Source organism: Halomonas sp. SpR1, from assembly GCF_031010175.1.
Classification (GTDB): domain Bacteria; phylum Pseudomonadota; class Gammaproteobacteria; order Pseudomonadales; family Halomonadaceae; genus Vreelandella.
In genome coordinates this window covers 239,811-266,644 of sequence record NZ_JAUAMB010000002.1, presented here as the reverse complement: position 1 = coordinate 266,644, position 26,834 = coordinate 239,811, and the positions used below count along the sequence as shown (strand labels likewise).

Here is a 26,834-nt window from a genome sequence, read left to right as displayed (position 1 = left end):
ATGATGGACTCCCACCTTTTAGCGGATCACTATCAGCGCGCCCTGCGCGCTGATGAGGTATTGGCGCAAATAGATGCCCACTACCCCGCTGGCCCTACGCTGCATCAACTGGCCCCCTTGGATCAATTGCATATTGGCGGCGTGGCGGCTTCCGCTCGACTGCTTAAACGGCTCAACCCTGACACCCACGGCAAAGTGCTTGATATCGGTGCGGGCCTGGGCGGTTTGATGCGCCAGGGTGCCGCGCTAGGCTTTCAAATGACCGGGCTGGACATTACCCATGGTTTCAGTGCACTGAACAGGGCGCTGAGTTCGCGGGTAAAGCAGCCTGATGCGCTACCCCTTGCCTGGGTAACCGGTGACGCGAGCGCCCTGCCGTTTGTCGATAGCAGCTTTGATGCTGTGCTCTTTCAGCATAGCCTGCTGAAAATGCCTAACGCTGCCAGGGTAATCTCAGAAAGCCGTCGAGTTCTGCGCCCTGGTGGGCAGCTAGTGATGCATGAGGTGGTCAGCGGCCCCAATGTGGCACATCTTCGCTACCCGGTACCTTGGGCAGCTTCTTCTGCGCACTCCCATTTACTAAGCCTGGTTGAGTTGACTCGACTGCTGGAAAACGATGACTTTCAGCTTGAACACATAGACGACTGGAGTGAAATGGCCCTGGCGTGGCGCCAGCGCCAACGGCAAAAAGAGCAGATGCCACGGCAAGCGGTGCTGTCGCCCCAGTGGGTATTTGGCGAACGCTTTCTGACAATGGGTAAAAACTTAGTCGATAACCTAGCTCAGGGCGCAATTAAAGTGGTGGAAATCCAAGCCAGTTGCTAATCTGAATGGCAATAGCTTTTTCCTCCCTACCCGTGGGTATTCGGCAATATTTGGGTATGAAACGATAGGTGTACGAGAAATGCCAATCAAACGCTTGGCAAGCACCCTGCTCTGCTGCTCTGTTCCCTGGTTTAGCAGCTACGCCGACGACGCCCCGCCGGTGATGGCGTATACCGCTCCCAATAGCGAACTTATGCAGCTGGAAAACGGCGTTATCTTGGAAGGTAGCGACCTGCAAAGCCTTGATAACTATACCAGCGGTTTTCGCGTAACCGCAGGCTTCAGTCCCTGGCGGCTCCCCCAACTCGATATCGGCGCCGAAATTGCCTACCGGGAAAGTGAAGAAATCGCCACTTCCTCCAGTATTAATCCGCTGATTATGGATACGCTGAGTTTGGGTGGCGCCATTGTTGCCGGTGTTCGCATGGGCGCTTTCAGCGTCTATGCGAAGTCCGGCATTACTGAATGGCGTGGTGACAGCAACCTGGAAAATGCAGACGAAAGCGGCTCTGCCCTGCTGCAGGGCTTCGGCGCCACGGTGACGATTAACCGCCTCGTCAGTCGCCTGGAGTATGAGCGCATCGACGCCCCCACCCTCAGCCACCTCAATATGTTAAGCGCTTCTTTGCACCTGCCATTTTAAACGGTATCTCGATGTTGGTCTGGCGGTGTCCAGATCGGCACATCCTCCCGTTGGGGCTCTGGCCAGTCCTGCTGCATGGCACTATTCAGCGACTCTTCCAGCTTCATAAATAGCTCGCCGTAGCGGGGGCTAAAGCTGATGCCCTCTTCGATCTCTTTCCAGGCGTTAAACAGTTCATCCTCGTGTGCATCTTCGTTCTGCACAAAGGCCCAGGTCATTTGCTTGGCACGCATGGGGTGCACGCCCATGGCAGTCAAGGCGTGACCGCCTAACTCCAGCGCTGAATGATAGGTTTCGCTGATGACATCGTCGGCCCCTGCATCGCGAAGCTGATAGCCGTGGCCGCGGTCAAAGGCGCGGGCCAATACCCAAACATGCGGATAGGCGTGCTTTACATGCTTGACCATCTGCACGGCGCGTTCGCGATCATCTAGGGCGATGACCAACAAACGGGCGTGCTCAATCCCTGCAGTTTCGAGCAAGTCTGAGCGGCTGGCGTCACCAAAGTAGCTTTTGATGTTGATTTTGCGCAGATTCTCGATCTGCTCGATCTCATGATCCAAAGCCACAATGGGAATATTATTAGCGCGCAGCAAACGGCAAATAATTTGTCCAAACCGACCTACCCCCGCAACGATAACCGGTGCCTGCTCTTCAATGGTATCAGCCTCCCGATCATCGTTTTTGGCTGTTTGGTAACGCGGTAACACTAAGCGGTCGTAAGCAATAAACAGTAGTGGCGTTAAGAACATCGACAGCGCCACAACCAGTGAAAGCACCTGGGCAATTTCGCTAGGAATTACATTGTTTTGGACACTATAGGTGAGCAGCACAAAGCCGAATTCACCGGCTTGGGCAAGGCTTAACGTAAACAGCCAACCGTTGCTACCATGCACCCGGAACAACAGTGCCAAGCCCAGCAGAATCGCCCCTTTGACAACGATAACCGCCACACCTAACGAGAGTACCGTGCCCCACTCTGCCGCCAGCACCGAGAAGTTGATGCCCGCCCCTACAGTAATAAAGAACAGCCCCAGCAGCAGGCCTTTGAAGGGCTCAATATTGGCTTCCAGTTCGTGTTTAAACTCGCTGTTGGCCAGCACCACTCCGGCCAGAAAGGCCCCCAGAGCGGGGGATAGGTTGACCACACTCATCAGTGCGGCGATGCCAACCACCAGCATCAGCGCAGTAGCGGTAAACACTTCACGCAGGCCAGAGCCAATCACATAGCGAAACAGCAGCGGCATTAAGTAGTAGCCCCCGGCAATCACACTCGCGATAGCAGCCACGACCACCATGGCGTGCGCCCAGCCGGGCAAATGCGCAACCAGGCTTAAGCTGGCGTGGCCGCCCTCTCCGCCCGCCCCCATCAATTCAGGTAGCGCTAAAAGCGGGATCAGCGCCAACATGGGTATTACCGCAATATCCTGAAACAGCAGCACCGAGAAAGCGCTGCGCCCACCCTCGGTTTTGGCCAGCCCCTTTTCATTGAGCGTTTGCAGCACAATCGCCGTGGAAGAGAGTGCAAAGATTAACCCCGTCGCCAGGGCCGTTTGCCAAACAAGCCCCAACCACCAAGCGATAGCGGTACCTGCCGCTGCGGTTAGCACGACCTGAAGCCCGCCCAGCCCAATTAGCCTAACCCGCATGGCCCAGAGCCCCTTGGGATCAAGCTCCATGCCCACCAGAAACAGCATCATGACCACACCAAACTCGGCAAAGTGCTGGATAGTGGTGGTCTCCTGACCCACCAGCCCCAGAATCGGGCCAATGACTACCCCGGCTACCAAATACCCTAGCACTGAACCCAGGCCAAAGCGCTTGGCAAGCGGTACCGCGATCACCGCGGCGACAAGGTAAATAAAGGCTTGAATAAAATAACTGGTCATCGGGGCTCCTTAAATTGCCACAGGTCTATCGCAATTGGTGACCTGCACGTCTCAGCGCCGAGGGCAGGTTTCCGCGAGGGCGCCGTTAACCCCTCCCTGGGAGCTCCTTTCGCCTTCCCTGGGCGAAAGACCCTCGCTTCAACCTGCCCCGGCACCTGTTAATTGCCAAGCTCTACTTGACTTCCCTAAGCAATCAGGTAACGTACTAGTACACTAGTACGAACTTATTAACCGGCCTTGACCATGCCCGCAAACGAACACTATCAGGCTGAACTCATTCGTCACTTGCTCGCCATCGATTCACCCGAAGCAATGGACGCAGCGCTGGCTAGCCTGCTAACGCCTGCAGAGTACCAAGAAATCAGTAAACGCCTACAGATTTTTAGACTGCTGCGTGAAGGCGTGCCACACCGCAAAATTGCCGAAACCCTGGGCGTGGGTATCGCTACGGTTTCACGGGGCTCCCGCGCCTTAGCAACGTTACCAGCCTCAACATCGTCACTCTCTTCGCCACCTTCTTCACGGAATGATGCATCATGACCACTGCCAAAACGCATGCCTCACCAGGCCCGCAGCCTTTCACGCTGCCACGTAAACCTCACTATGTGACTTTGGCGGCGGACTGCGACTTCTTTGCGTTATTTCAAAAAATCGAACGCCGCTTTGATACCTGCTACATGCTGGAATCCCTGGGCGAAGATAGCCATATGGCGCGCCACTCGATCATTGGCTTTGATCCCGAGTACACGCTTTACGCCAACGGCCATACGCTGACCATCGAAGACCGCGAAGGCAGTGCCAACCACTACCCCAGCGATAACCCCTACGAGCTGCTGCGCAGTCTGATCCCGCAGAATATTATTTCCCGCAAGTACGCCGGTGGGCTAAGCGGTTATCTTGGCTACGATGCTATGCAGTACTTCGAGCCATCACTAACACTCAAGGCCAGCGATGATTTCGATACGTTTCGCTTTGGGCTCTACAAAGATGGTCTGATCCTCGACAAGATGACCGGTGAAGTCACCTACTTTTACTACGACAACAGCCGCTATGAATTTCTACAGACGCTGATTAATGCAGACGATGAGCCAGCAGGCCCGCTGCATATCACGGCACTCGGCGACACCATGAGCCAGGCAGAGCATGCTGAGGCGGTGGCCAAGGTGAAGCAGGATATTATTGACGGCAAAGTATTCCAGTGTGAGGTCGGCTTTAAAAAGCGCTTTAGCATTAAAGGCGATACCTTGGCGCTCTACGATCAGCTACGCACCATTAACCCCTCGCCGCAGATGTACTACGTCAAATTTGGCGAGCAGAAGCTGATCGGCGCCAGCCCCGAGCTGCTGTTCCGGCTGCGCCAAGGGGAGATGGAAACCTTCCCCCTGGCAGGCACTACCCTACGCGGCCAAACGCCTCAAGAGGACACCCAGCTCGCCCGTGCGCTGCTTAATGACCCCAAAGAGATCGCCGAGCACAATATGATTGTGGATCTACATCGCAACGATATTGGCCGGGTGGCGCAGTTTGGCACGGTGAAAGTGCGCAGCCTGATGGATATCAAGCGCTTTAGCCACGTGCAGCATATCTCCAGCGAAATCGTCGGTATTATCGCCGAAGGCCAGGACATGTTCAGCGCGCTGGCCAGCAACTTCCCCGCAGGTACACTCACCGGCGCCCCTAAGATTGAGGCGATGAAGATTATCGACGACCTGGAAACCGATGGGCGCGGACCCTACGGTGGCGCGGTGGGTCAGTTCTCGTTTAACGGCGACTGCACCTTTGCAATTCCCATTCGTACGGTATTCGTCAACGGCGAACGCGCTTACGTGCAAACCTGCGGCGGCAACGTGTATGACAGCAACGCTGAAGATGAATACGAAGAGATCCGCCGCAAATTTGCCGGCACCCGCAAGGCCTTGACCCCCTTTATGAGCACGGAAACGGAGAGCCCCGCATGAAGGTGCTGATCATCGACAACTACGACTCCTTTACCTATAACCTCTACCAGTTTATAGGTGAGATTTTGACCACGGAGAAGAATCGCGGCGGGCTGGCCAATTTCGAGATACTCGTTAAGCGCAATAATCAAATCGATTTCAACGCCATCGAAGCCATGGCCCCAGATCGAATTATTATCTCCCCCGGCCCCGGCTCGCCAGACGACCCGCGCTACTTTGGTGTATGCGCTGAAGTGATTGAGAAATTGGGCAAGACCACCCCGCTGCTAGGAGTGTGCCTGGGCATGCAGGGCATTGTGCACGTATTTGGCGGCAAGGTGGTTAAAGCACCGCTGCCCATGCACGGCAAGATCAGTCCAATCAACCACAATAACGCATCGGTGTTTAACGGCGTACCCGACCAGCTTGAAGTGATGCGCTACCACTCGCTGATTGCCGATGCGACCACCCTGCCCGAGTGCCTGGAAGTAACCGCCACCGTAGGTGCCCTGGAAGCTAATAATTTCGAGCAACGCAGCCGCTGGCAGGCCGTCGGTGAGTTTGAGCTGATGGGCGTTAAACACCGGGAGTACCCGATTCATGGCATCCAGTTTCATCCAGAATCTTTCGCCACCGAAGGCGGCAAGGAGCTGATTGCCAACTTTCTTTTTGCGCCCAAGGATCAAGCCACAGCGTAGGCACCAAGCATAGGGTGGCTAAACGGGTGGTTAAATGAGACTCAATGAAACCATTAGCCACCCTGCACAAGCCAGATTTAGGATAACCGTCAGCCAGAAAGTCATCTGAAAAGCGGTTTTGCGGGTTTTATGCCGCAGCCGCTGCTGGGCCAGTAGCGCGCCCGGCCAGCCGCCCAACACGCCAAGCAGATGTAGAGACTTCTCGCTTACCCGGCGGCGATTTTTAATCGCCGCCTTTTTGTCGATGGCGTAAATAATATAGGCAAGAATGCTGACCACAGCGTAAAAAGCAACAATTGGGATCACAGTGAAGACTCTTGAGTGATCAGGCGCTATTTGCGCCGCTGAGAAGGTTTACCGCCAACCGCTGGTTTACCGCGGCCTTTACCCACTGGCTTACCCTTAGCGCCAAGCTTGCTTTTAGTACTAGTTTTACTTTTAACACCGGGCTTGCCGGGCGCTTTGCCCTTGGGGTGAGGTTTGCCGGCACTGCCTTTCGGGCCGGTGCTGACTTTTCCGCTGGCAGCTTTTTTACCTTTGGGCAGTGCTTTAGCCCCAGCGGCTTTGGCGCCAGCACTCTTCGCGCCAGCTTTAGCCGGTTTCTGACGCCCTTTTTTTGCCAGCCCTTTCGCAGCGGGCGACTTTGCCTTTCCTGCGTCTGAACTGTAGTTGGGCCTTTCCAGCTTAGCTCTGCTTTTCTTCTCTGGGGCAGCCTCTGAACGTTCGGTGAGCTCGATAATGGTATCGATCTCTTTAGGCGTAAGATCACGCCAGTCGCCCAGGGCTAAGCCTTTGAGCGATACATTCATAATGCGTGTGCGAATAAGCTGGGTAACTTCATAGCCGAAGTATTCGCACATGCGACGAATCTGGCGATTGAGCCCCTGCACCAAGGTAATGGTGAATACAAAGGTGGACTCTTTTTGCACCTTACAGCGCTTGGTCACCTTGCCGAGTATCGGCACGCCGCTCTGCATGCCATCGATAAACTCGTCGGTAATCGGCTTGTTCACCGTCACCTGATACTCTTTTTCGTGGTTGTTATTGGCGCGCAGAATCTTATTAACCAAATCACCGTTGTTGGTTAAAAAGATCAGCCCCTGGGAGTCTTTATCGAGCCGTCCAATGGGGAATATTCGCGTGCCGTGTTTTACAAACTCAACGATATTATCCTTCTCGCTGGACTCGGTGGTACTGACAATGCCCACCGGTTTGTTCAGCGCGATAAGAACGAGATCCTCCTCCTCCTGAGGCTCGATCTCTTGTCCGTTAACCTTAACCAAATCCCCCGCCACCACCTGATCACCCGTGGTCGCGCGGCGGCCATTAATCCACACATTGCCCTGCTCCACAAAGCGGTCGGCCTCGCGGCGCGAGCACATGCCACTTTCGCTAATGTACTTATTGATTCGGGTAGATTTTCGCAACGACATATAACGCCATATGGCTAAAAGAGAATAAAGAAACGCTTAAAAAGACGAGCCGGGCTGCTTTAGAAAGTTCAGCTCTTCATCGCTAGAGGCCCGCCCCAGCAATGCATTGCGGTGCGGGTAACGCCCAAAGCGATCAATAATCGCTTTGTGGCGGACTTCAAAGTCGAGATTGTTCTCCAACCCCGGCTGGTCAAATAGCTGCATCGCCAGCTCATGAATGGCCGCGGATTCGCTATGCATATAGGGCATGTAGAGGAAAACTCGTTGCTCGCTGGAAAGCGGAGCGTCTGCTCCAGCGGCCACGGCCTCTTGGGCGAGCGCCAGCGCTAAGGCATCGGTGGCAAAAGCGCGCGCGTCATCGCGGTAGATATTGCGCGAGAACTGATCCAGTACAATGATCTCAGCGAGCCGCCCTTCGGCTGTTTGCCGCCATGGGTAACACTCGCACTGCGCGGCTTGGGCATGCATGGCGCCAAACCGCTCCGCGATCAACCGATCCATCTCAAGGTCTTTTTTAAACCACTGAGCAGGCGTCAACTCCTCAAACCAAAAATCGAGTACCGCTTGAGCATCTGAGGGCATTGACGCCTCCTTCTTAGCGTAATTAAGAAACTAGCTGGTGTTGCCTGGCCCGAGTTACCTAGCCCGTATTACTTAGCCCGTGTTACGTAGACCAGCAGCAATCCCCGCCATGGTGACCATGAGTGCACGGGAAAGATCCGCGCTAATCGCCCCATCGGCATCACGGTTACGCTGCAGCAGCTCCGCCTGAAGGCCATGGAGCGGGTCGATATAGGGGTTACGCACATCGATCGCCTGACGAATCAGCGGCGTATTCTCCAGCAGTTTCTCCTGCTGCAAGATATCCAGCACTGCATCCTCCAAGCGCCCAAAACGTTCACGCAGCTGTTTACCCAGCGCCTTCAGCGAGGGCTCGTCGACTAAGCGGTGCTCGTAGTAGGCGGCAATCGCTACGTCGGCTTTGGCCAGCAGCATCTCAAGCATGTCCAGGTAGGTGCCGAAGAAGGGCCACTCGTTGCGCATCTCTTGCAGCACATCGCGCCCGCCGGGCTGCTCCAAACGCCGCGAGAAGGCTTCGCCGCTACCCAGCCACGCGGGTAGCATTAAACGAATCTGCGTCCAGGCGAAAATCCACGGAATAGCGCGTAGGGTTTCGACCCCTCCATCCTGACGCCGCTTAGTGGGGCGGGAGCCTAGTGGCAGCCTGCCCAGAGCACCTTCTGGGGTGACCGCCCGGAAATAAGGCACAAAGTCCGGGTCTTCCCTTACTACGCCTACATAGGCGGCATGCGCTACCTGGGCGAGCTGATCCATCTCTTCACGCCAGTGGGGTTCTGGAGCACGCGGTGGCAATAGCGTGGCTTCCAACACCGCGCAGGCGTAGATCTCCATGGAGCGTAGGGCAATATCCGGCTGACCAAACTTAAAGCGAATCATCTCGCCCTGCTCGGTTACCCGCAGGCTGCCATTCACCGAGCCTGGGGGCTGGGAGAGAATCGCCGCGTGGGCTGGGCCGCCACCACGGCCAACGGTGCCACCGCGGCCGTGGAACAGGGTTAAATCAACGCCATGTCGGTTACACACATTCACCAACGACTCCTGGGCACGGTACTGCGCCCAGGCAGCGGCCAACTGACCAGCATCTTTGGCCGAATCGGAATAACCGATCATTATTTCCTGGCGGTCATCAATCAGCGAACGATAGCCAGGTATTGAAAGCAGTTGATCCACCACATCGCCGGCGTGATTAAGGTCGTTAAGGGTTTCAAACAGCGGCGCAATAGGTAGCGTTACCTGTCCGCCAACCTCTTTCATGAGCAGCGCGACGGTGAGCACGTCCGAGGGCTCAGCGGCCATGGAAATAATATAAGTCCCCAGCGCTTCGGAGTGCTCCTGAGCGATGACTTTGAAGGTATCCAGCACCTCTCGAGATTCCGCAGAGCACTCCCAGCGGCGCGGAATCAGCGGGCGACGTGAGGCCAGCTCGGCGAGCAGAAACTCCTGGCGTTTGGCTTCGTCCCACTCCTGGTAATGACCCAGACCCAGGGCGCTGGTCAGCTCCTCAATGACCTGGGCATGCCGGCTGGCTTCTTGGCGTAGATCAAGCTTGGTCAGCGTAACGCCAAAAACGGCTACCCGACGCAGGGTATCCAGCAGCGCGCCGTTGGCGATGGTGTCTAGGCCAACATCGCATAGCGAGCGGTAGCAGGCGAGCAGCGGTGAGTAGAGCTGGTCGCGGGTTTCGATAATTGGCCCACCGCTGTAGTTGTGCCCCTCCAACTCTGCTTTGGCCCAATCCCGGGTTGATTCCATCTTGGCAAGCAACCGCTTCAGCACTTCGCGGTAAGGCTCAGCCACATCGCCCGCCTCAGCTTTGAGCGCGCTATTCGCCTTCCACATGGAGAGCTCTGTTTTAAGCTGTTCAAGATCACGTAGATAAAGATCAGCGGCCATCCAGCGACCTAGCAGTAGTACCTCGCGGGTCACTTTCGCCGTTACGTTGGGATTGCCATCGCGGTCGCCGCCCATCCAGGAGGCGTAGCGGATCGGTGCGGCATCCAACGGCAGGCGCTCACCGGCGGTTTCCAGCAGCAAATTATCCAAATCCCGATGGAAGTCCGGTACCGCCTGCCACAGCGAGTTTTCAATGACTGCAAAGCCCCACTTGGCCTCGTCCACCGGCGTAGGCCGCTCGTGGCGAATCTCGTCGGTGTGCCACGCCTGGCTAATGAGTTCTTCCAGGCGGCCCTGGGCGCGTGCGCCTCGCTCTGGGTAGTCATCGGAGCTCTCAATAGCGGTTAGACACTCATCGATGGCGTCATATTTTTGAATCAGAGTGCGCCGGATAACTTCCGTGGGGTGCGCGGTAAGCACCAGTTCAACGCGCATATTGGCGAGGGTCTCGACCAATTGACGCGGCGAGCTGCCCGCCTGTTGAGCACGCTCAAGCAGCTCACCCAGCACCGGCTGGGAGCCGGGCTTATAGTCCTCAACCCGGCGAAAGCGCGCCCGGTAGTGCTGCTCGGCAATGTTGGCGAGGTTTAAAAACTGGTTAAACGCCCGGGTGACCGGCAGTAGATCCCGTTCGGGCAGCTCACGCAGGTACTCAATTAATTCGCGCTGCTGCAGCGAGTCGCCCTGGCGCCCGCGCTTGGCGTGGGCGCGAATGGTTTCAATCTTATCGACAAATGCCTGGCCTAAATCATCGGCAATGGTGCGCCCCAGGCTATCGCCCAGAATACGCACGTTATCGCGCAGGGATTCGTGTAGGTCGTAACTCATTGGCATGGCCTCCTTGCAGGGGTCGCATCATTATTAAATCAGGAAGGGGTAGGTTGTTTTTCTTCTGCTTGGGTTTCTTGTGCTTTAGCCGCCTGCCAGTGGGCTTCCATCTCGTCGAGGGAAGCCTCAGCTATGGGCCGCTGGGCAGCGTTTAGCTCACTCTCTACATAGCGAAAGCGGCGCTCAAACTTGGCATTGGTCGCGCGCAGGCACTGCTCCGGGTCAGCATTCAGCGTGCGGGCAAGATTGGTGACGGCAAATAGCAGATCACCGACTTCTTCCTGGGCGTGCTGTTGATCACCGGCGGCGAGCGCTTCTTCCACTTCGGCCAACTCTTCACGAATTTTGTCAATCACGCCGCGTGCATCGGGCCAATCAAAGCCTACCCGCGCTGCGCGTTTCGACAGCTTGGCAGCACGGCTAAGCGCGGGCAGCGTGCGCGGAACATCGTCGAGCACAGAGGGCGCCTCAACGGTTCTTTCAGCCCGCTTCCTTTTCTCACGTTCTTCGGCTTTCAATGACTCCCAGCGGCTGTTGACCTGCTGGGTTTGCACTTCTTCGGCGCTCACCCCTGGTGGACGACGCGAGGCCAGGGTGCCATCCGGAAACACGTGGGGATGGCGACGCAGCATCTTGGCGGTCAGCGTATCGACGATATCGGCAAAGTCGAAGCGCTGCTCCTCCACCCCAAACTGGGCGTAATAAACCACCTGAAAGAGCAGATCCCCCAGTTCTCCGGGTAGCTCATCAAAGGCGCGTCGCTCAATGGCATCGGCCACTTCATAGGCCTCTTCCAGAGTGTGGGGCACAATGCTGTCCCAATCCTGTTGGAGATCCCAGGGGCAGCCCTGTTCGGCGTCACGCAGTACCTGCATCAATGTCAGCAGGTCATCCATACCATGGCGCATTATGCTCCTCCCTTACGCACTTGTTGCTCTGGGTCGGCATTACGCAAACGACGCACTTCGGTAACGTTAGGCAACTGCTGAATACGCGAAAACAGCCGCCCCAGGGATTCAAGGCCATCGACTTCCAGGGTAATACGCAGGCGGGCGATGCCCTCGTCGGTATCAGTCAAGGTATTTACCGCCAGCACGTTAACTTTTTCATTGCCCAGCAGGCCTGTGACATCCCGCAATAAGCCGGAGCGATCCCAGGCCTGAATCTCGATGGTGACCGGATAGCGGGTCTGGGCGCGTTCGCCCCACTCGACTTCGATAATGCGCTGGGGTTCGTCCAGGCGCAATTGCAGAATATTGCTGCAGTCCTGGCGGTGGACGGTGACACCACGCCCCTGGGTAATAAAACCGATAATCGGTTCGCCGGGCACCGGGCGGCAGCAGTTGGCCATACTGGTTTTAAGGTTGCCAACACCGAGCACCGTGATATCGCTTTTGGTGGCTTTGCTGGACTGGCGCTTAGGCTTGGCAAGCAGTCGGTCGAGCTGCTCCTGGTCGTCAGTTTCACCAAACAGCTGCTGAGCCTGATGCAGCACCTGACCAATACGCAGATCCCCCGCACCGATAGCGGCGTACATATCGTCGGCATTTTGGTAGTTGACGGCCTTGGCCAGTTTGGGCAGGTCGAGCCCCTCGACGTCCAGGCGGCGCATCTCACGGTCAAACAGCACGCGCCCCTCGTCCAGGTTTTGATCCCGCGCCTGATGTTTGAACCACGCCTGGATTTTGGCCCGTGCCCGTGAGGTGCGTACATAGCCCAGACTGGGGTTTAACCAGTCGCGGCTCGGCCCGCCTTTTGTCGCGGTAAGAATTTCTATCTGCTGACCGGTTTTAAGCTTATAGGTCAGCGGCACGATGCGCCCATTAATCTTGGCGCCCCGGCAGCGGTGACCAATTTCGGTATGCACCCGGTAGGCGAAGTCGATCGGTGTGGCAATCCGTGGCAAATCGATGACGTGGCCGTCGGGGGTAAAGACATAGATACGATCAGGCGCCACATCGCTGGAGAGCCCTTCGCGCAGATCACCAAAGCCACCCACTTCGTCCTGCCACTCCAGCACCTGACGCAACCAGGCGATTTTCTCTTCGTAGCTACGGCTTTTGGCGTTGGTATCGTGGCCTTTGTAGCGCCAGTGGGCACAGACGCCCAGCTCCGCCTCATCGTGCATGGCGAAGGTGCGAATCTGGATTTCGAGCACCTTGTTCTCGGGCCCCATCACGGCGGTATGCAGCGACTGATAGCCGTTCTTTTTGGGGTTGGCGATGTAGTCGTCAAACTCGTTGGGCACGTGGTGCCAACGCGAGTGGATAATCCCCAGCACGGTGTAGCAGTCGGCAACTTCTGGCACCAGAATGCGCACCGCGCGAATGTCGTGCACCTGCGAGAAGTCGATCCGCTTACGCTTCATTTTGCGCCAGATCGAGTAGATATGTTTGGCCCGACCATCCACGTCGTATCGATGGATGTGCTGCGCTTCCATCAAGCCTTTGATGGTTTCGATCACATCGTGAATATAGCGGTCACGGTCGAGGCGCTTCTCCGCCAGCAGTTTGGCAATCGCCTTATAGTCATCTTCATGTAAGTAACGAAACGAGAGATCTTCCAGCTCCCACTTAAGTTGCCCAACGCCCAGCCGGTGGGCCAGCGGCGCGTAAATATCGGCAACTTCCCGAGCCACCTGTAGGCATTTCTCCAATGGCGCATCTTTTACTTGGCGCAGCGCACAGGTGCGTTCGGCAATTTTTATTAGCGCCACGCGTACATCGCTGACCATGTTGACCAGCATTTTGCGCAGGTTTTCCTGCTGATTATGTTGGCCCATGCCATGGTCAGGTGCCAGCGGGTAGCTGATTGCGGCCATTTGCAGCACACCATCAATCAGGCTGGCCACTTCTTGGCCAAAGCGCTTTGATACCGACTCGAGGCTCAGCAGCCCTTCCCGCACCGAGCGGTAGAGAACGGCGGCCTCAAGTGTCGCCTGATCTAATTTTAATTCACCAAGAATATCGGCCATTTCCAGACCCATGCGAAAGCTAGAGCCTGGCGATAGCCACACGCGGTGGGTGCGCGGGGCCTCAAGCTCCAACGTCTCGGCGAGTTCACAGGCGTCGACTAAACGTTCAGGCTCTGGTAAGCGCACGTCCTCTTGCAGGCGCGTCAACCATTGCTGAATGTCCACCCTTCCACTCGCGGTTAGCGGCTGGTCTTCACGCACTTTCACCATGACTATTACTCATCCTTTCAGGGAGACGGCCTCTACACGACCGCCACCGTGGCTTGATGCGATGGGGAAACGTCTAGTCCCCGTACTCGAACAGCATCAGCGTTTCCATATGCGCAGTGTGAAGGAACATATCCGCCACTGCTACTTGCTTGACCCGGTAACCCGCATGCACAAGATGTGCCGCATCTCGGGCAAGCGTCGCCGGATCACAGGAAATATAGACCACCCTGGGCACCGGGTGACGCGCCAACGCCTGACAAATGACTTCAGCGCCGCTACGCGGCGGGTCGAGCACCAGCGCGTCGCTACCGCCATGCTCAGTTAATAGCTCATTCACGCTGGCAGCGCTGTTCAAATCAGCCTGCTGACCGCTAACCATTAGTTGGTTACGCTTGGCATTAATGGCTATGCGCGCCACCATGGCAGGGTTACCCTCTACCGCATGCACCTCAGCGCCCGCCGCCGCTATGGGTAAGCTAAAATTCCCGATACCGGCAAAAAGATCGAGTAGCTTTTGTCCCGACTTCGGCACTAACCACTGAATGACCTGGGCGACCATCTGTTGGTTCACCTGAGCATTGACCTGTAAAAAATCCCCCGGCGCAAAGCTTAAGCTAAGCGCTGTTTGACCTTCCACGGTTAGCGACTCTTCAAGCGCTGGCGGCGCACCATGCCAGTGCAGCGTAGGCGTTTCACGCCCCAACCAAGTGCCCAGCGCCACTCCTTGCTGCTGCGCAAAGGCTTGCCAACGTTCGGCATCCCCGGCGTGCTCTTTTAGCTGACGCACTAATACGACCTGCTCAGTCGCCGTGGCCATTAACTCGATGTGCCCAACATGACGCGGCGCATCTAGTGTTCCCAGCAAGGCATGCAGCGGCGTTAGCAGCCGCTGTAAGGGATCAACCAACACCGGGCAGCGCTCAACATCCACCAGGCGGTGGCTATGGGCGGCACGAAAGCCCAGCCGTGTATTGCCCTGGCTGTCGACTTTGACTCCCAGGCGTGCCCGGCGCCGGTAGCCTTGGTCGCTGCCTTGAATCGAGCCGATTTCGCTTAGCGTTATACCCTGGCGAGCAAATAGATCCCGTACCACTTCACGCTTATGGTCGCGCTGGGCGTCGACACTGAGGTGCTGTAAATCGCAGCCGCCGCAGTGGCCAAAATGTGGGCAAGGAGGCGTGACACGTAGCTCGGAAGTGGTCAGCAGTGATTTGATATGCGCTTCGTCAAAGCGTTTGCGGGTCAGATGAATCGCAACGTCCACCTGCTCACCGGGCAACGCCCGATCGACAAACACGGTTTTCCCGTTGGCAGCGTGGGCAACGCCACGCCCATCATGGGCCAAACGCTCAATGACCAGCGGCGACGCATCCTCTGCAGCAGTGTGCGGAGCCTTGCCGCCCGGCGAACGCGCCAGTCCAGAATGCCCTGAGGCGGGCCTGGCCGGCCGCCGTTTTCCCAACATGGCCATGGTTATACTCCTGGGGCAAATAGGCCAGTGGAGAGATAGCGATCACCACGGTCACAGACGATAAACACAATCACCGCATTTTCGGTTTGCTCAGCGATACGGAGCGCCCCTGCCAGGCTGCCCCCTGATGAGACCCCGGCCAGAATACCCTCTTCACGGGCCAGACGCCGCATATGCTCCTCGGCCTCTTGCTGACCAATATCCAGGGTGACATCCACCCGCGGCGCCTCAAAAATAGCCGGTAGGTACGCTTGTGGCCAGCGGCGAATGCCGGGAATACTGGCGCCATCGGCAGGCTGTAGACCGACAATCTGGATAGCCGGATTTTGCTCTTTCAAATAGCGCGAGACCCCCATAATGGTACCCGTCGTACCCATGGAGCTGACGAAGTGGGTCACCTCGCCCCCGGTTTGTTGCCACACTTCGGGCCCGGTGGTGCGGTAGTGGGCCAAGGGGTTATCCGGGTTAGCGAACTGGTTAAGCGGTTTGCCTTCGCCTCTAGCAATCATGCCATCGGCAATATCCCGCGCCTCTTCCATGCCCCCTGCCTTGCTGGCAGAGATTAATTTAGCCCCAAAAGCAGCCATCGCCTGCTTACGCTCTTCCGAGGCGTTTTCGGGCATTACCAGCACCATCTGGTAGCCCTTAATCGCCGCCGCCATGGCGAGCGCGATACCGGTATTACCTGAGGTTGCTTCAATCAGCGTATCGCCGGGGGAAATATCCCCCCGGGCTTCTGCTTCATTGATCATGGAGAGCGCGGGGCGGTCTTTAACCGAACCGGCGGGGTTATTGCCTTCGAGTTTTGCCAACAAGGTGTTGTTACGCCCAGCACTAATGCGCTTCAGGCGTACTAGGGGTGTGTTGCCAACCACATCTTCGAGCGTGGGATAGCCCTGGGGATTGTCCTTGAGATAGCCCTTAAGATCGTTCATGAATATTCCTTATCGTCACCGTTATGCTGCATTATATCGGTGCTGCCTTGGGCTGGACAGGCAACCTCATTGAATCAACGAGTTCTTTTCATGTCTTTGAACACCCGTCTTCTATTCGCCTTACTCGGTTTTCCGCTCCTGGTATACGCCATGATGGCCGTACTGCTGGTGATACAGAGTGATTCGCAAGCCCGCGCGGCACAGCAAGCACATTTGGAAAGCGCCGGCGAGTTGGTAGCTCCAAGCCTTGCCGATGCGGTCGCAAAGGCTGATACCCAGCGCCTGGAGACCCTCGCGCGCCAGCTCCTCAATATGAAGGGACTGCGTGCGGTTGCGCTATTTAATCAACAAGGCAGTGTTATTTTACAGCTGGGTCAAGCCAACCCGCCGTTACTCAACGCCCCCTCTGGTCACCAACTGATCATGGAAGAGGATGCTTGGCGACTGCGTTTCCCGCTAGCGGCTCCTCAGTTCAGTACAAGCCAGAGCAGCACGCGCCAAGCCGACCCAGCAAGCGGCAGTAGCGTTGGCTGGTTAGATATCGAAATGGACACGCGAGCGCTCACCCTAGTGCGCTATAAGTTGATTGCCAGCCTCAGCCTAGGCGGCATGTTGCTAGGCCTGCTGCTGTTTTTAGTCGCTTTTGCCATCAGCCGCTATGCTACTCGCCCTATCGAAGAAGCTAACCAAGCGCTTTATCGACTCTCCCGCGGTGACTACCGATTAGGTTTGGCGCCCTCTAATGCCACAGAACTTCACCACCTGAGTAGTCATATTAACGCCCTGGCAGAGCACTTTCAGCAGGCCCAGCGGAATATGCAAACGCAAATCGAGCAGGCCACCAGCGAGCTGCAAGAGTCAATGGAAACCATCGAAGAGCAGAATATCAAGCTCGATTTAGCGCATCGCAGCGCGCTGCGCGCTAACGCCGTGAAGTCTGAATTTTTAGCCAATATGAGCCACGAGATCCGCACACCGCTGAACGGCATTATTGGCTTCTGCCGGTTACTGGGGCGTTCATCACTGGATACACGTCAGCAGGAGTGGCTGCAGCACGTACACCGCGCTTGCGACAACCTGCTAATGCTGGTTAACGATGTACTCGACTTTTCCAAGCTTGAAGCGAACCGTCTCACTCTGGAAGAGACGGATATCGATATTGTTGCACTGGTTGACGAAGTAGTCGGGCTGCATGCTCCAGAAGCCCAGCGCAAGCAGCTACACCTGGTGGCCATGGTGTATGACGATGTACCTACACCGCTGACCGGTGATCCGCTCCGTATACATCAGGTATTGAATAACCTAATTGGTAATGCACTCAAATTCACCCATGAAGGCGAAGTGATCGTGCGCGTCATGCTGGATAACCTTGAAGGCCAGCATGTGGTACTCAATCTCAGCGTCAGTGACACTGGGATTGGCCTAAGCGACGCCCATAAGGAAGCGCTATTTAGCGCCTTTTCCCAAGCAGAACCCAGCCATTCGCGGCAATTTGGTGGCAGTGGCCTTGGCCTTACTATCTGCCGACAATTAATTGAGCGCATGGGCGGAGAGATTGAGGTGGAGAGCGAGCTGGGTAAAGGCACGACTTTCTCCTTTACGCTCCCCATGCTTGCTCATAAGGCTATCGAGCGGCCACCAGAAGTTAACTTGGATAACCCAACCATTCGTTTATATGAGACACACGCACCCACCCGCCATGTGCTCGAACATTTACTGCAACGCTGGGAGGCGCACCCAATCGCCTTTGATGCCTCTGAGCCAGCGGAATTGATGATATTAGGGTTGGAACATAGCGACTTCAGCCCTGAGTGGCACGCTCATTGGCAAACAGTGATCGACCAAACTCCCTGCCCCGCACTGATTTTAGCCAATGGCAACAGTTTTGATCTGCCGCCACTGCACTTAACCCATGGCGGAGAGATCCTCTACAAACCCTTTTCCCGCGCTCAATTGGTGGCGTCGCTCAAGCAATTGCTGTTACCAGCACTGATGGCACATAAAAATGGCCAGGAGTTACTAGCACTACCAGCAGCACCCCAGCCACTCAAACTACTGATTGTCGATGATAATGCGCCGAACCGAGAGTTGCTCAAAAACATGCTTGAAGACCCAACCCTGCATGTCATTACGGTAGAAAGCGGTCACCAGGCGCTAGAATTCGCACGCACCAGTAACGTTGACATGGTGTTAATGGATATTCGTATGCCGGGGATGGATGGCGTGCAGACCACCCAGGCGCTGCGCCGAATCAGTAGCACCTGGGCCCGCTGTCCCATCATTGCCGTCACCGCCCACGTGCTGAGCAGCGAACGCCAGCAGTGGCTCGCTGAAGGCCTTGATGACGTGCTGATAAAACCGATTGATGAGGCGCAGTTGGATCAGTTACTCAATCGTTTTCTGGGGGTTACCCACCGGCTGACGGCCGGTAGCGCAACGGCGGCCTCTCCCCAATGGGAGAGCAACGCCGCCAATACGCAGCGCTTTAGTCACACTCCACCCGCCACCCTACCCGTTATTGATCTTGAGATTGGCGCACGCCTGGCGGGGGGTAAAGAGTATTTGGCACGGGAGCAGCTAAAACGCCTGATCGACAGTTTGGATGAGAGTGAACAGCATATGCGCAGCGCTTATAGCCAACGAAACTTACCCACCCTGCTCGACTGGGTGCATGGACTTAATGGCGCCAGCCGTTACTGCGGTGCGCCTGAGTTGGCCTTACTGGTAGAGACCCTGGAAACCCGACTGCGTACCAGCGGCTTAGACCATGTTGAAGGGCTATTGGAAGACCTCTACCGGGCAATGGCACGGCTACGTGCACAGCGTCCGCTACTGCTTAGACATTAAGCAAAACTCAACGTTAGCCTTGGGTCTCGCGCTCTAGTACAACAAACGCCACCGCATAATCGGCTTCATCACTCAACGTTACGTGGCTGGTGGTGACACCTGCAGCTTGTAAGAGTCTTCCGGCTTCGCCGTTGAGCAGGAAATAGGGCTTACCCAAGGCATCGTTCAGCACCTGAATATCACACCACTGCAATCCCTGGCGTAGGCCTAACCCAAGTGCTTTAACAAAGGCCTCTTTAGCAGCGAAGCGTTTGGCCAGGAACGCGGCGGGCTCAGATTTCTGCTGCCAAAGCGTATACTCTTCGGGGCCTAAAATGCGCTGAGCAAAGCGTGGGCCGTGCCGCTGCATGGCCCGCGTAAAACGCTCAACACGGGCAATATCCGAGCCAATTCCCACAATCATCGCCTAAAAGCCTCTAAACAGAAAATCTCTAAACAGAAAACAGCTGATTAATGCCCGCAGCAGCCATTATGAACATGCTCTGAGTGATCGTCATGATCGTGGCTATGCTCGTGATCGTGGGCATCGAGGGCCGCCATTAAGCCTGCCTCTTGGCCAGCGATAATCAAGCGTTTCATCTCCTGCACGGCTTCTTTAAGACCCACAAACAGCGCACGAGCAATAATGGCATGACCAATATTGAGTTCGTTGATGCCCGGCAGCGCCGCAATTGCTTCAACGTTATGGTAGTGCAAGCCATGACCGGCATTGACCACCAAACCCAGTGAGATAGCGTGAGTCGCAGCGGTGGTTAAGCGATGATACTCCGCATTGGCGGCATCGCTACCGGGACGCGCTTCTGCGTACGCGCCGGTGTGTAACTCAATCGTCGGCGCCCCGGCGCGCTGGGCAGCGTCAATTTGCTCAATATCAGGATCGATAAACAGGGACACATCACAACCCGCCGCGCTCAATCGCTGGCAGGCGCTGGCAATAGCGTCAAAGCCACCTACAACGTCCAGGCCGCCTTCTGTGGTCAGCTCTTCACGTTTTTCCGGTACTAAACAGACATGGGCGGGACGCACCTCTTCGGCCAAAGCCAGCATCTCTTCGGTGACGGCCATTTCCAGGTTCATACGCGTATTAAGCACTTCGGCCAGAATACGCACATCCCGGGGCTGGATGTGGCGCCGATCTTCCCGCAAGTGCACCGTAATGCCATCGGCGCCCGCTTCTTCAACGACTAATGCCGCCTGCACGGGATCAGGGTAGCGAGTACCGCGAGCTTGGCGAAGTGTCGCAATGTGATCGATATTGACGCCTAACAGTATCCGAGGGGGGTGCATAGTGCCTCCAGCGCAACGATAAGATAAGAGTTTGTGAAAGAAAATCAGGAATTAGGGACGGTGGCGGCGCCGCGCCAAATCGAGCATCAGCTCCCGCGAACGTAACACGGTAGAGCCAAGGTGGGGCGCCAGGGCCGCCCGCATCACCGCCTTCAATGCATTGGCAAGGCCTTCATGCTGCCAGTCCCCCTGCTCAATGTAGCGTAGCGTTCTGCCATCGAGTCCCCCCTCAGCCGGCAAGAATGCTCGGCTGGCGGTGTCAAAATGATAGCGGAGCTGGGGATCCAAAACGCCGCCCTCTGGCGTCGTAAACTGCGGCGTGGCCTCCAGCGCCTCTAGCAGCGCCCACTCATAGCGGCGCAGCGCCAGCGCTCGCTCGGCGGGTGCTGGCAACGCTTCGAGTAGCGCGGTATAAAACGCAAATACGTCGGGCGCTGGCAGTTCTAGCGGCAGCAACCGGGTAGCGATTTCATTGGCATAAAGCCCGCATAGCAGCCCTTCTCCGGCCAACAGCGCCGTCTGGCCGCGAGACTCCATTAACGTCAGCCGCTTTAAATCACGACTGCCCTGCCAGGTCACAAACAGCGGTGTAAACGGCTGCAGACGTTGGCGGGATTTTGAGCCGGGTCTTTGTCCACCATGGGCGACAGCACGCACTCTGCCGTAATCAAGCGTTAATAGATCCACCAGCGCACTGGTTTCACGATAAGGCCGACGGTGGAGCAAAAAAGCCGGCTCTGGCGACATCGTTACCTTCAATCGAGGTCGTAACCCAAGCTTTTCAGGGCGCGCTCGTCATCCGACCAGCCGCGTTTTACTTTTACCCATAGATTCAGCATCACCTTGGTACCCAGAGCGCGCTCCATATCCAGGCGCGCCTCGCGGCCGATGCTCTTGAGGCGATCGCCGTTTTCACCGATCAAAATGACTTTTTGGCCCTGCCGCTCGACCAGAATCAAGGCACTGATATGAGTCACCCGCTCGGTTTCGCGGAACTCTTCGATTTCAACGGTCATCTGGTAGGGCAACTCATCGCCCAATTGCCGCATGACCTTTTCACGCACCAGCTCGGCGGCCATAAAGCGCAGACTTTTGTCGGTAATCTGGTCTTCGGGGAAGAAGTGGACGCTTTCCGGCAGGTGTTTGGCCACCTCCTCTTCCAGGGTATCGACCTGGGTGCCGTGCTTGGCTGAAATCGGCACGATAGCGGCAAAATCGCGGCGCTCGCCAACCTCTGCCAGCCATGGCAGCAGATCGCCTTTTTCGCCCAGGCGATCTACTTTATTAACCGCCAGAATTACCGGCGCTTTAACATGCTCCAGGCGCTTTAATACCGCCTGGTCTTCTTCCGTCCAGCGGGTGCGGTCGATAATAAACACCACGCAATCGACGTCGCGCAGCGCCTGGGTGGCCGCCTGGTTCATAAAGCGGTTGATGGCTTTATTGCGATCCTTGGACATGATGTGCATGCCCGGCGTATCCACGTAGATAAACTGGGTGTCATCCACCGTTTTAATGCCCATCACCTGGTGGCGCGTGGTTTGCGGCCGCCGAGAGGTAATCGATATTTTTTGCCCCAGAATACGGTTCATGAGGGTTGATTTGCCCACGTTGGGTCGGCCAACAATGGCAACGAATCCGCAGGTTTGGCTCATGATTTATCTCCAGGACTTTTTTCGAGGTACGACAGCGCTTCTTCTGCCGCTTGCTGTTCAGCATGGCGGCGGCTAGGGCCCTTACCAGTGGTATGCTCAGCCAACAGGTCAATGTAGCACTCCACGGTAAAGGTCTGGGCATGCGCCTCACCCTTTACGCAGACAACCTCATAACGCGGCAACGCAGCTTGGCGCGACTGCAGAAACTCCTGCAGCCGTGTTTTGGGATCTTTTTGGGTATCTTGCAGAGAGATATTACCCAGCCTTTCTGAGTACCAATCCAGCACGCGGTCGCGAACCACATCCATGCCGGCGTCCAGATAGATGCCACCAATAATGGCTTCTACCGCATCCGCCAGGATCGATTCACGGCGATGCCCACCGCTTTTCATCTCGCCAGAGCCTAACCGCAGGCATTCGCCAAACTCCATTTCACGGGCCAGTTCCGCCAGGGTTTGTCCCTTTACCAACCGTGCGCGCAGGCGTGAAAGCTGCCCTTCCCGGGCTTGGGGAAAGCGCTGAAACAGCGCCTCGGCGATCACAAAGTTGACGATGGAGTCGCCCAGAAACTCCAGGCGCTCATTGTTACGACCACCGAAGCTACGGTGGGTCAAGGCCAATTCCAAGAGCGTATCGTCGCCAAAGGTATGGCCGATTCGTCGGCAAAAAGCGTTCAAGGAATTACTCACAGCTCTCCTACGTCATTGACGTTAACTAAAGTGACATAACTGACTAAATTCAGCGTACGCAGCGGGTTCATTCTATGTGCCGCACACTGGTAAAGCTCGGCAACCCGCCGTCCCAGTGCATCCAGACCGCGAACGCACGCCCGACAATATTCTCTTCCGGCACGAAACCCCAGTAGCGGCTGTCGTTGGAGTGGTCACGATTATCCCCCATCATGAAGTAGTGCCCTTCAGGGACTGCCACTTCACGCATTTGCGGTCCAGGGTCGCGCGGGTTGTTATAAATAAAGTGCTCGGCATCGCCAAGGCGCTCTTCTAACAATAGCTGTTGAGACGAACCTTCGGGCCCCTCTTCGATCAACTCTTTAGCCACCGGCTGACCATTAACGTAGAGCTGCTTACCTTCATAACGAATACGATCTCCAGGCAAGCCAACCACCCGTTTGATGAAGTTCACCGAAGGCTCGTCGGGGAAACGAAACACCATTACATCGCCACGCTCAGGATCGCCGATTTCGATAAAGCGGGTGTTCACCACTGGCAAACGTAGGCCGTAGGCGAATTTGTTGACCAGAATAAAGTCGCCCACTTCAAGCGTCGGCCGCATTGAACCCGAAGGAATCTGAAAGGGTTCAATGATAAAACTACGCACTACCAACACCACCAGCAGCACAGGAAAAAACGAACGCGCGTAGTCAACCGGCCAAGGCTCTTTAAGCAGTTTTTCGCTGGTAGCGGGATCCAACCCTTCCTGGGTTTTGGCCTCTGCTGCGGCGAAGCGTTGGCGGCGCTTGGGCTTTAATAGCCATACGTCCAACAGGTAAATAACGCCCGAGAGCGCAACGGCAAGTACCAGCAGTAATGAAAAATCCATGAGTGGCGTTCTTTCCTAGTCGTTAACCTTGAGCACAGCAAGGAAGGCATCCTGGGGAATTTCCACGCGCCCCACTTGTTTCATGCGTTTCTTACCCGCTTTCTGCTTCTCGAGCAGTTTCTTCTTACGGCTGACATCGCCGCCATAACACTTGGCCGTCACATTCTTGCGCAGCGCCTTCACGGTGGAGCGCGCCACCACTTGGCCACCAATAGCCGCCTGAATCGCCACATCAAACATCTGCCGTGGGATCAGCTCTTTCATTTTCTCGACCAATAGACGACCACGACTATGAGCATGATCGCGGTGGATAATCACCGCTAGCGCGTCAACTTTGTCGCCATTGATAAGCACATCGAGACGCACCAGTTTGGCCATCTCAAAACGCTCAAAGTTGTACTCAAGCGAAGCGTATCCCTTGGAGATCGATTTCAGTCGGTCAAAGAAGTCCATGACCACTTCTGACATGGGCAGCTCGTAGGCCAACTGGATCTGATTACCCAAGAACTGCATGTCTCGCTGTGTGCCGCGACGCTGCTCACACTCAGCAATGACGTTACCCACGTATTCCTGGGGAACCAATATGCTGGCGCGGACAATCGGTTCACGCATTTCATCTACGTCGGCCATATCAGGCAGCTTGGAAGGGTTGGAGACGTAGTTAACGTCACCATTTTTCATCGCCAGTTCGTAGACAACTGTGGGAGCTGTAGTGAGCAGATCGATGTCATACTCCCGCTCCAGGCGCTCCTGAATGATTTCCATGTGCAGGGTGCCAAGAAAGCCCACCCGAAAACCAAAACCAAGTGCGTCGGAGTTCTCTGGCACATACTCAAGCGAAGCATCGTTAAGTGCCAGTTTTTCAAGCGCATCGCGGAAGTCTTCGTAATCATCCGCACTGACCGGGAACATACCGGCATACACCTGCGGTTTTACCTTTTGGAAACCGGGCAGACGCGCTACGTCAGGTGTTTTGGTATGGGTAATCGTATCGCCTACCGGCGCGCCGTGAATCTCTTTGATACCGGCAACAATAAAGCCTACTTCACCCGCCCGCAGAATATCGGTCTGTTTACGTTGGGGGGTAAAAATACCCACTTCTGTGGCGCCCCAATCGCGGCCCGTTGATTTAATGCGAATCTTGTCGCCCTTACGCAGGGTGCCGTCGAAAAGACGCACTAACGAGACAACGCCAAGGTAGTTATCAAACCAGGAGTCGATAATCAGCGCTTGCAGCGGCGCATCCGGGTCGCCCTTGGGCGGCGGTATATCACGCACTAAGCGCTCAAGTAGTGCATCAATGCCAATCCCGCTTTTAGCCGAAACCTGGCAGGCATCAGTGGCATCGAGGCCAATAATCTCTTCGATTTCCTGAGCAACCTTGTCGCAGTCCGCTTGGGGTAAATCGATTTTGTTAAGTACCGGCAGTACTTCCAGGCCTTGTTCGATAGCGGTATAGCAGTTAGCTACCGACTGGGCCTCCACCCCTTGTGCAGCATCGACAACCAGCAACGCCCCTTCACAGGCGTAGAGCGACCGCGACACTTCATAAGAGAAGTCTACGTGCCCAGGCGTATCGATAAAGTTGAGCTGATAAACCTGCCCATCAGCGGCAGTGTAATCCAGCGTGACCGACTGCGCTTTAATGGTAATGCCACGCTCACGCTCAATGTCCATTGAATCGAGCACTTGCTCTTTAAGCTCACGCTCGGTTAACCCTTCGCAGGTCTGAATCAGACGATCAGAGAGCGTAGATTTGCCGTGGTCGATGTGGGCGATAATAGAGAAATTTCTTATATGCTTGATTTTACTGTCTTTTTCGTTTGTCATTTGCCGATTTAATCCGGGGTATGTACGCAACCGTGTACGATAAAAATAGTTGCTTGGTGCGTGCAATATAAATTTGAGAGCATTGTACCGTTAGCGAGGTTCCGGTGCTATGTTCATTCAAATTGCAAGAGATCTATCATGGAAACCCAGTAGAATACTTCTATAGAAAATTGACGGATACAAAGCTAATCACCCGACTGCGTAATAGGCCTAGTCAACGTGCTTGCCGTGGCGGCTGCTCGCCTTGAAGAGCTAACCGGCGGCACGGTACCGAAGCCTACCTTTATCGAGCGCCTGGATAGGTTGGTGGATGAGCAACGCAACTGAGGGTAGTAAAAAGCCGCCCGAAGGCGGCTCTTATACATGATGCCTACTATTATTGCTGGCGAGTGAAGCTCACTGCTTGCACTTTAATACCCTGAGCAATCCCCATCATCTGCTCAATTTTGCTAATACAGCTTGAAAGATGGTGTCGCAGGCTAATGACCTCAAGGCGGCATGCATCCAGGCTATGCCCTTCCGCTTCCATTTCTTTGACTAGCCGCAGAGTTGGAGAGCGATACTCAGAGTCGATCAAGTATTTAGGCGCTATCAACACATACCGCGAATCCTTCTGACGGTGCTGGATGTAGTGGTTCATATCCAGCCATGCGTCTAGATCAAGCACCTTAACCTGTTTGGCTTCAGGCAATGCCTCTGCTTCTAAAAAATCACCGTTAAAGGAGTAGGTTTCGACTGCGCCCAGCGCCTCTGTATAGCGCTCGTCAGGTATCTGGTCATACTTGGCTACGCCGAAGCGATCTTTTAGATGGCTGTAGATTTTCTTGAACGCTGCTGGACGCCGATCTTTAACGACCTGGGAATAGATGCGCGAAGCAATAGCTTTTTGAAGGCCACGCTGGCAACTGGGCGATAGTGGATTAGGCAACCCTCTTGAAGATGGTTGCTTCAAACTGCCTTTTGTCCAATGGTCAGCAAGAACATCATCACATTCATCTTGATATTTTTTAACTGCTTCTTGCGATTCTGTTTTGACGCGAGAAACTTGTATGGTACTCATCCATCCAAAGAGCTTTCTCAAGGGGATGCTTACCATCTCGCGTGATTTACCGTCTTTACCAACCGTCACCCTGAGGGTGACGGTTCCCCACCTTCTTGTATTTTCAGAAAGTTTCTTTTGTTGAGTCTGCCAAGCTAAGCCCATACCGGTAACCACGGGGCGCATTGGAACATAAGGCTCGTGGTTGTGTTCGACAAGGAACAGGTTGTTTCCGTTAAATGGAACTGTCACGGCGCTAGTGCTAGAATCTTTCATGGTTATATTCCTTGGATCGGGG

Annotated in this window: 23 protein-coding genes; 6 read left to right on the top strand and 17 right to left on the bottom strand. The window is 55.6% G+C overall.

Annotation, left to right across the window (positions count from 1 at the left end; genetic code table 11):
• Both QT231_RS03065 and QT231_RS03060 read left to right on the top strand, forming a co-directional pair.
• Window positions 1-825: a class I SAM-dependent methyltransferase gene (locus tag QT231_RS03065; RefSeq protein ID WP_308335454.1), complete on the top strand. Its 825-nt coding sequence runs from the start codon at window positions 1-3 to the stop codon at window positions 823-825.
• Window positions 826-904: 79 nt separating this feature from the next.
• A complete protein-coding gene (locus QT231_RS03060) occupies window positions 905-1,468 on the top strand; it encodes a hypothetical protein (RefSeq protein WP_308335453.1) in 564 nt (187 codons plus the stop codon).
• On the opposite strand, the gene QT231_RS03055 is transcribed toward QT231_RS03060, so the two are convergent.
• Window positions 1,465-3,357, bottom strand: coding sequence for a monovalent cation:proton antiporter-2 (CPA2) family protein (locus QT231_RS03055; RefSeq protein WP_308335452.1), 1,893 nt, complete (start codon window positions 3,355-3,357; stop codon window positions 1,465-1,467). The genes QT231_RS03060 and QT231_RS03055 overlap by 4 nt on opposite strands.
• Window positions 3,358-3,600: 243 nt before the next feature.
• Between QT231_RS03055 and QT231_RS03050 the strand changes: the two genes are divergently transcribed.
• From QT231_RS03050 to QT231_RS03040, 3 genes are read left to right on the top strand one after another with little or no spacing between them, the layout of a single operon-like run.
• Window positions 3,601-3,897 carry a Trp family transcriptional regulator gene (locus QT231_RS03050; protein ID WP_308335451.1) on the top strand — a complete coding sequence of 99 codons (297 nt, stop codon included), beginning with the start codon at window positions 3,601-3,603 and terminating at the stop codon, window positions 3,895-3,897.
• On the top strand, window positions 3,894-5,315 hold the full coding sequence (locus QT231_RS03045) for an anthranilate synthase component I family protein (RefSeq protein ID WP_308335450.1): 1,422 nt from the start codon (window positions 3,894-3,896) through the stop codon (window positions 5,313-5,315). The genes QT231_RS03050 and QT231_RS03045 overlap by 4 nt, the downstream gene beginning before the upstream one ends.
• On the top strand, window positions 5,312-5,992 hold the full coding sequence (locus QT231_RS03040) for an aminodeoxychorismate/anthranilate synthase component II (protein WP_308335449.1): 681 nt from the start codon (window positions 5,312-5,314) through the stop codon (window positions 5,990-5,992). The genes QT231_RS03045 and QT231_RS03040 overlap by 4 nt, the downstream gene beginning before the upstream one ends.
• Before the next feature lie 30 nt (window positions 5,993-6,022).
• Here the strand turns inward: QT231_RS03040 and QT231_RS03035 are convergent, their stop codons facing one another.
• The 8 genes from QT231_RS03035 to cysM all read right to left on the bottom strand — a co-directional run bounded on the left by QT231_RS03035 (window position 6,023) and on the right by cysM (window position 16,318).
• Window positions 6,023-6,298, bottom strand: a complete 276-nt coding sequence (locus QT231_RS03035; RefSeq protein WP_308335448.1) for a DUF1294 domain-containing protein — start codon at window positions 6,296-6,298, stop codon at window positions 6,023-6,025.
• A gap of 26 nt (window positions 6,299-6,324) precedes the next feature.
• Window positions 6,325-7,425, bottom strand: coding sequence for a 23S rRNA pseudouridine(2604) synthase RluF (gene rluF, locus QT231_RS03030; protein WP_308335447.1), 1,101 nt, complete (start codon window positions 7,423-7,425; stop codon window positions 6,325-6,327).
• Window positions 7,426-7,461: 36 nt separating this feature from the next.
• Window positions 7,462-8,007: a DUF924 family protein gene (locus QT231_RS03025; RefSeq protein ID WP_308335446.1), complete on the bottom strand. Its 546-nt coding sequence runs from the start codon at window positions 8,005-8,007 to the stop codon at window positions 7,462-7,464.
• A gap of 72 nt (window positions 8,008-8,079) precedes the next feature.
• A complete protein-coding gene (ppc, locus tag QT231_RS03020; protein ID WP_308335445.1) occupies window positions 8,080-10,728 on the bottom strand; it encodes a phosphoenolpyruvate carboxylase in 2,649 nt (882 codons plus the stop codon).
• Window positions 10,729-10,766: 38 nt separating this feature from the next.
• Window positions 10,767-11,636 (bottom strand): nucleoside triphosphate pyrophosphohydrolase, encoded by an 870-nt coding sequence (gene mazG / locus QT231_RS03015; protein WP_308335444.1) that lies wholly within the window; start codon window positions 11,634-11,636, stop codon window positions 10,767-10,769.
• Window positions 11,636-13,912, bottom strand: coding sequence for a GTP diphosphokinase (gene relA / locus QT231_RS03010; RefSeq protein ID WP_308335443.1), 2,277 nt, complete (start codon window positions 13,910-13,912; stop codon window positions 11,636-11,638). Before relA ends, mazG begins: the two co-directional genes overlap by 1 nt.
• A gap of 73 nt (window positions 13,913-13,985) precedes the next feature.
• Complete coding sequence (locus tag QT231_RS03005) at window positions 13,986-15,383, bottom strand: TRAM domain-containing protein (protein WP_308335442.1); 1,398 nt, start codon at window positions 15,381-15,383, stop codon at window positions 13,986-13,988.
• A 2-nt stretch (window positions 15,384-15,385) separates the two neighbouring features.
• A complete protein-coding gene (cysM, locus tag QT231_RS03000) occupies window positions 15,386-16,318 on the bottom strand; it encodes a cysteine synthase CysM (RefSeq protein ID WP_308335441.1) in 933 nt (310 codons plus the stop codon).
• Between the two features lie 90 nt (window positions 16,319-16,408).
• Between cysM and QT231_RS02995 the strand changes: the two genes are divergently transcribed.
• On the top strand, window positions 16,409-19,165 hold the full coding sequence (locus tag QT231_RS02995; RefSeq protein WP_308335440.1) for an ATP-binding protein: 2,757 nt from the start codon (window positions 16,409-16,411) through the stop codon (window positions 19,163-19,165).
• A 13-nt stretch (window positions 19,166-19,178) separates the two neighbouring features.
• Here QT231_RS02995 and acpS read toward each other — a convergent pair whose 3' ends face one another.
• The 8 genes from acpS to QT231_RS02955 all read right to left on the bottom strand — a co-directional run bounded on the left by acpS (window position 19,179) and on the right by QT231_RS02955 (window position 26,812).
• Window positions 19,179-19,568, bottom strand: a complete 390-nt coding sequence (gene acpS, locus QT231_RS02990; RefSeq protein ID WP_308335439.1) for a holo-ACP synthase — start codon at window positions 19,566-19,568, stop codon at window positions 19,179-19,181.
• Between the two features lie 47 nt (window positions 19,569-19,615).
• Window positions 19,616-20,452: a pyridoxine 5'-phosphate synthase gene (pdxJ, locus tag QT231_RS02985; RefSeq protein WP_308335438.1), complete on the bottom strand. Its 837-nt coding sequence runs from the start codon at window positions 20,450-20,452 to the stop codon at window positions 19,616-19,618.
• A 51-nt stretch (window positions 20,453-20,503) separates the two neighbouring features.
• Window positions 20,504-21,199: a DNA repair protein RecO gene (gene recO, locus QT231_RS02980; RefSeq protein WP_308335437.1), complete on the bottom strand. Its 696-nt coding sequence runs from the start codon at window positions 21,197-21,199 to the stop codon at window positions 20,504-20,506.
• A gap of 8 nt (window positions 21,200-21,207) precedes the next feature.
• The gene (gene era, locus QT231_RS02975) at window positions 21,208-22,107 is read right to left on the bottom strand and encodes a GTPase Era (RefSeq protein ID WP_308335436.1); all 900 of its coding nucleotides are present in this window, start codon (window positions 22,105-22,107) and stop codon (window positions 21,208-21,210) included.
• Window positions 22,104-22,796 carry a ribonuclease III gene (rnc, locus tag QT231_RS02970; RefSeq protein ID WP_064233142.1) on the bottom strand — a complete coding sequence of 231 codons (693 nt, stop codon included), beginning with the start codon at window positions 22,794-22,796 and terminating at the stop codon, window positions 22,104-22,106. Before rnc ends, era begins: the two co-directional genes overlap by 4 nt.
• Before the next feature lie 67 nt (window positions 22,797-22,863).
• Window positions 22,864-23,667, bottom strand: coding sequence for a signal peptidase I (gene lepB, locus QT231_RS02965; RefSeq protein WP_308335435.1), 804 nt, complete (start codon window positions 23,665-23,667; stop codon window positions 22,864-22,866).
• 15 nt (window positions 23,668-23,682) lie between these two features.
• Window positions 23,683-25,497 (bottom strand): translation elongation factor 4, encoded by a 1,815-nt coding sequence (gene lepA / locus QT231_RS02960; protein ID WP_308335434.1) that lies wholly within the window; start codon window positions 25,495-25,497, stop codon window positions 23,683-23,685.
• Between the two features lie 376 nt (window positions 25,498-25,873).
• Window positions 25,874-26,812 (bottom strand): phage antirepressor N-terminal domain-containing protein, encoded by a 939-nt coding sequence (locus QT231_RS02955; RefSeq protein WP_308335433.1) that lies wholly within the window; start codon window positions 26,810-26,812, stop codon window positions 25,874-25,876.
• Between the last annotated feature and the right edge of the window lie 22 nt (window positions 26,813-26,834).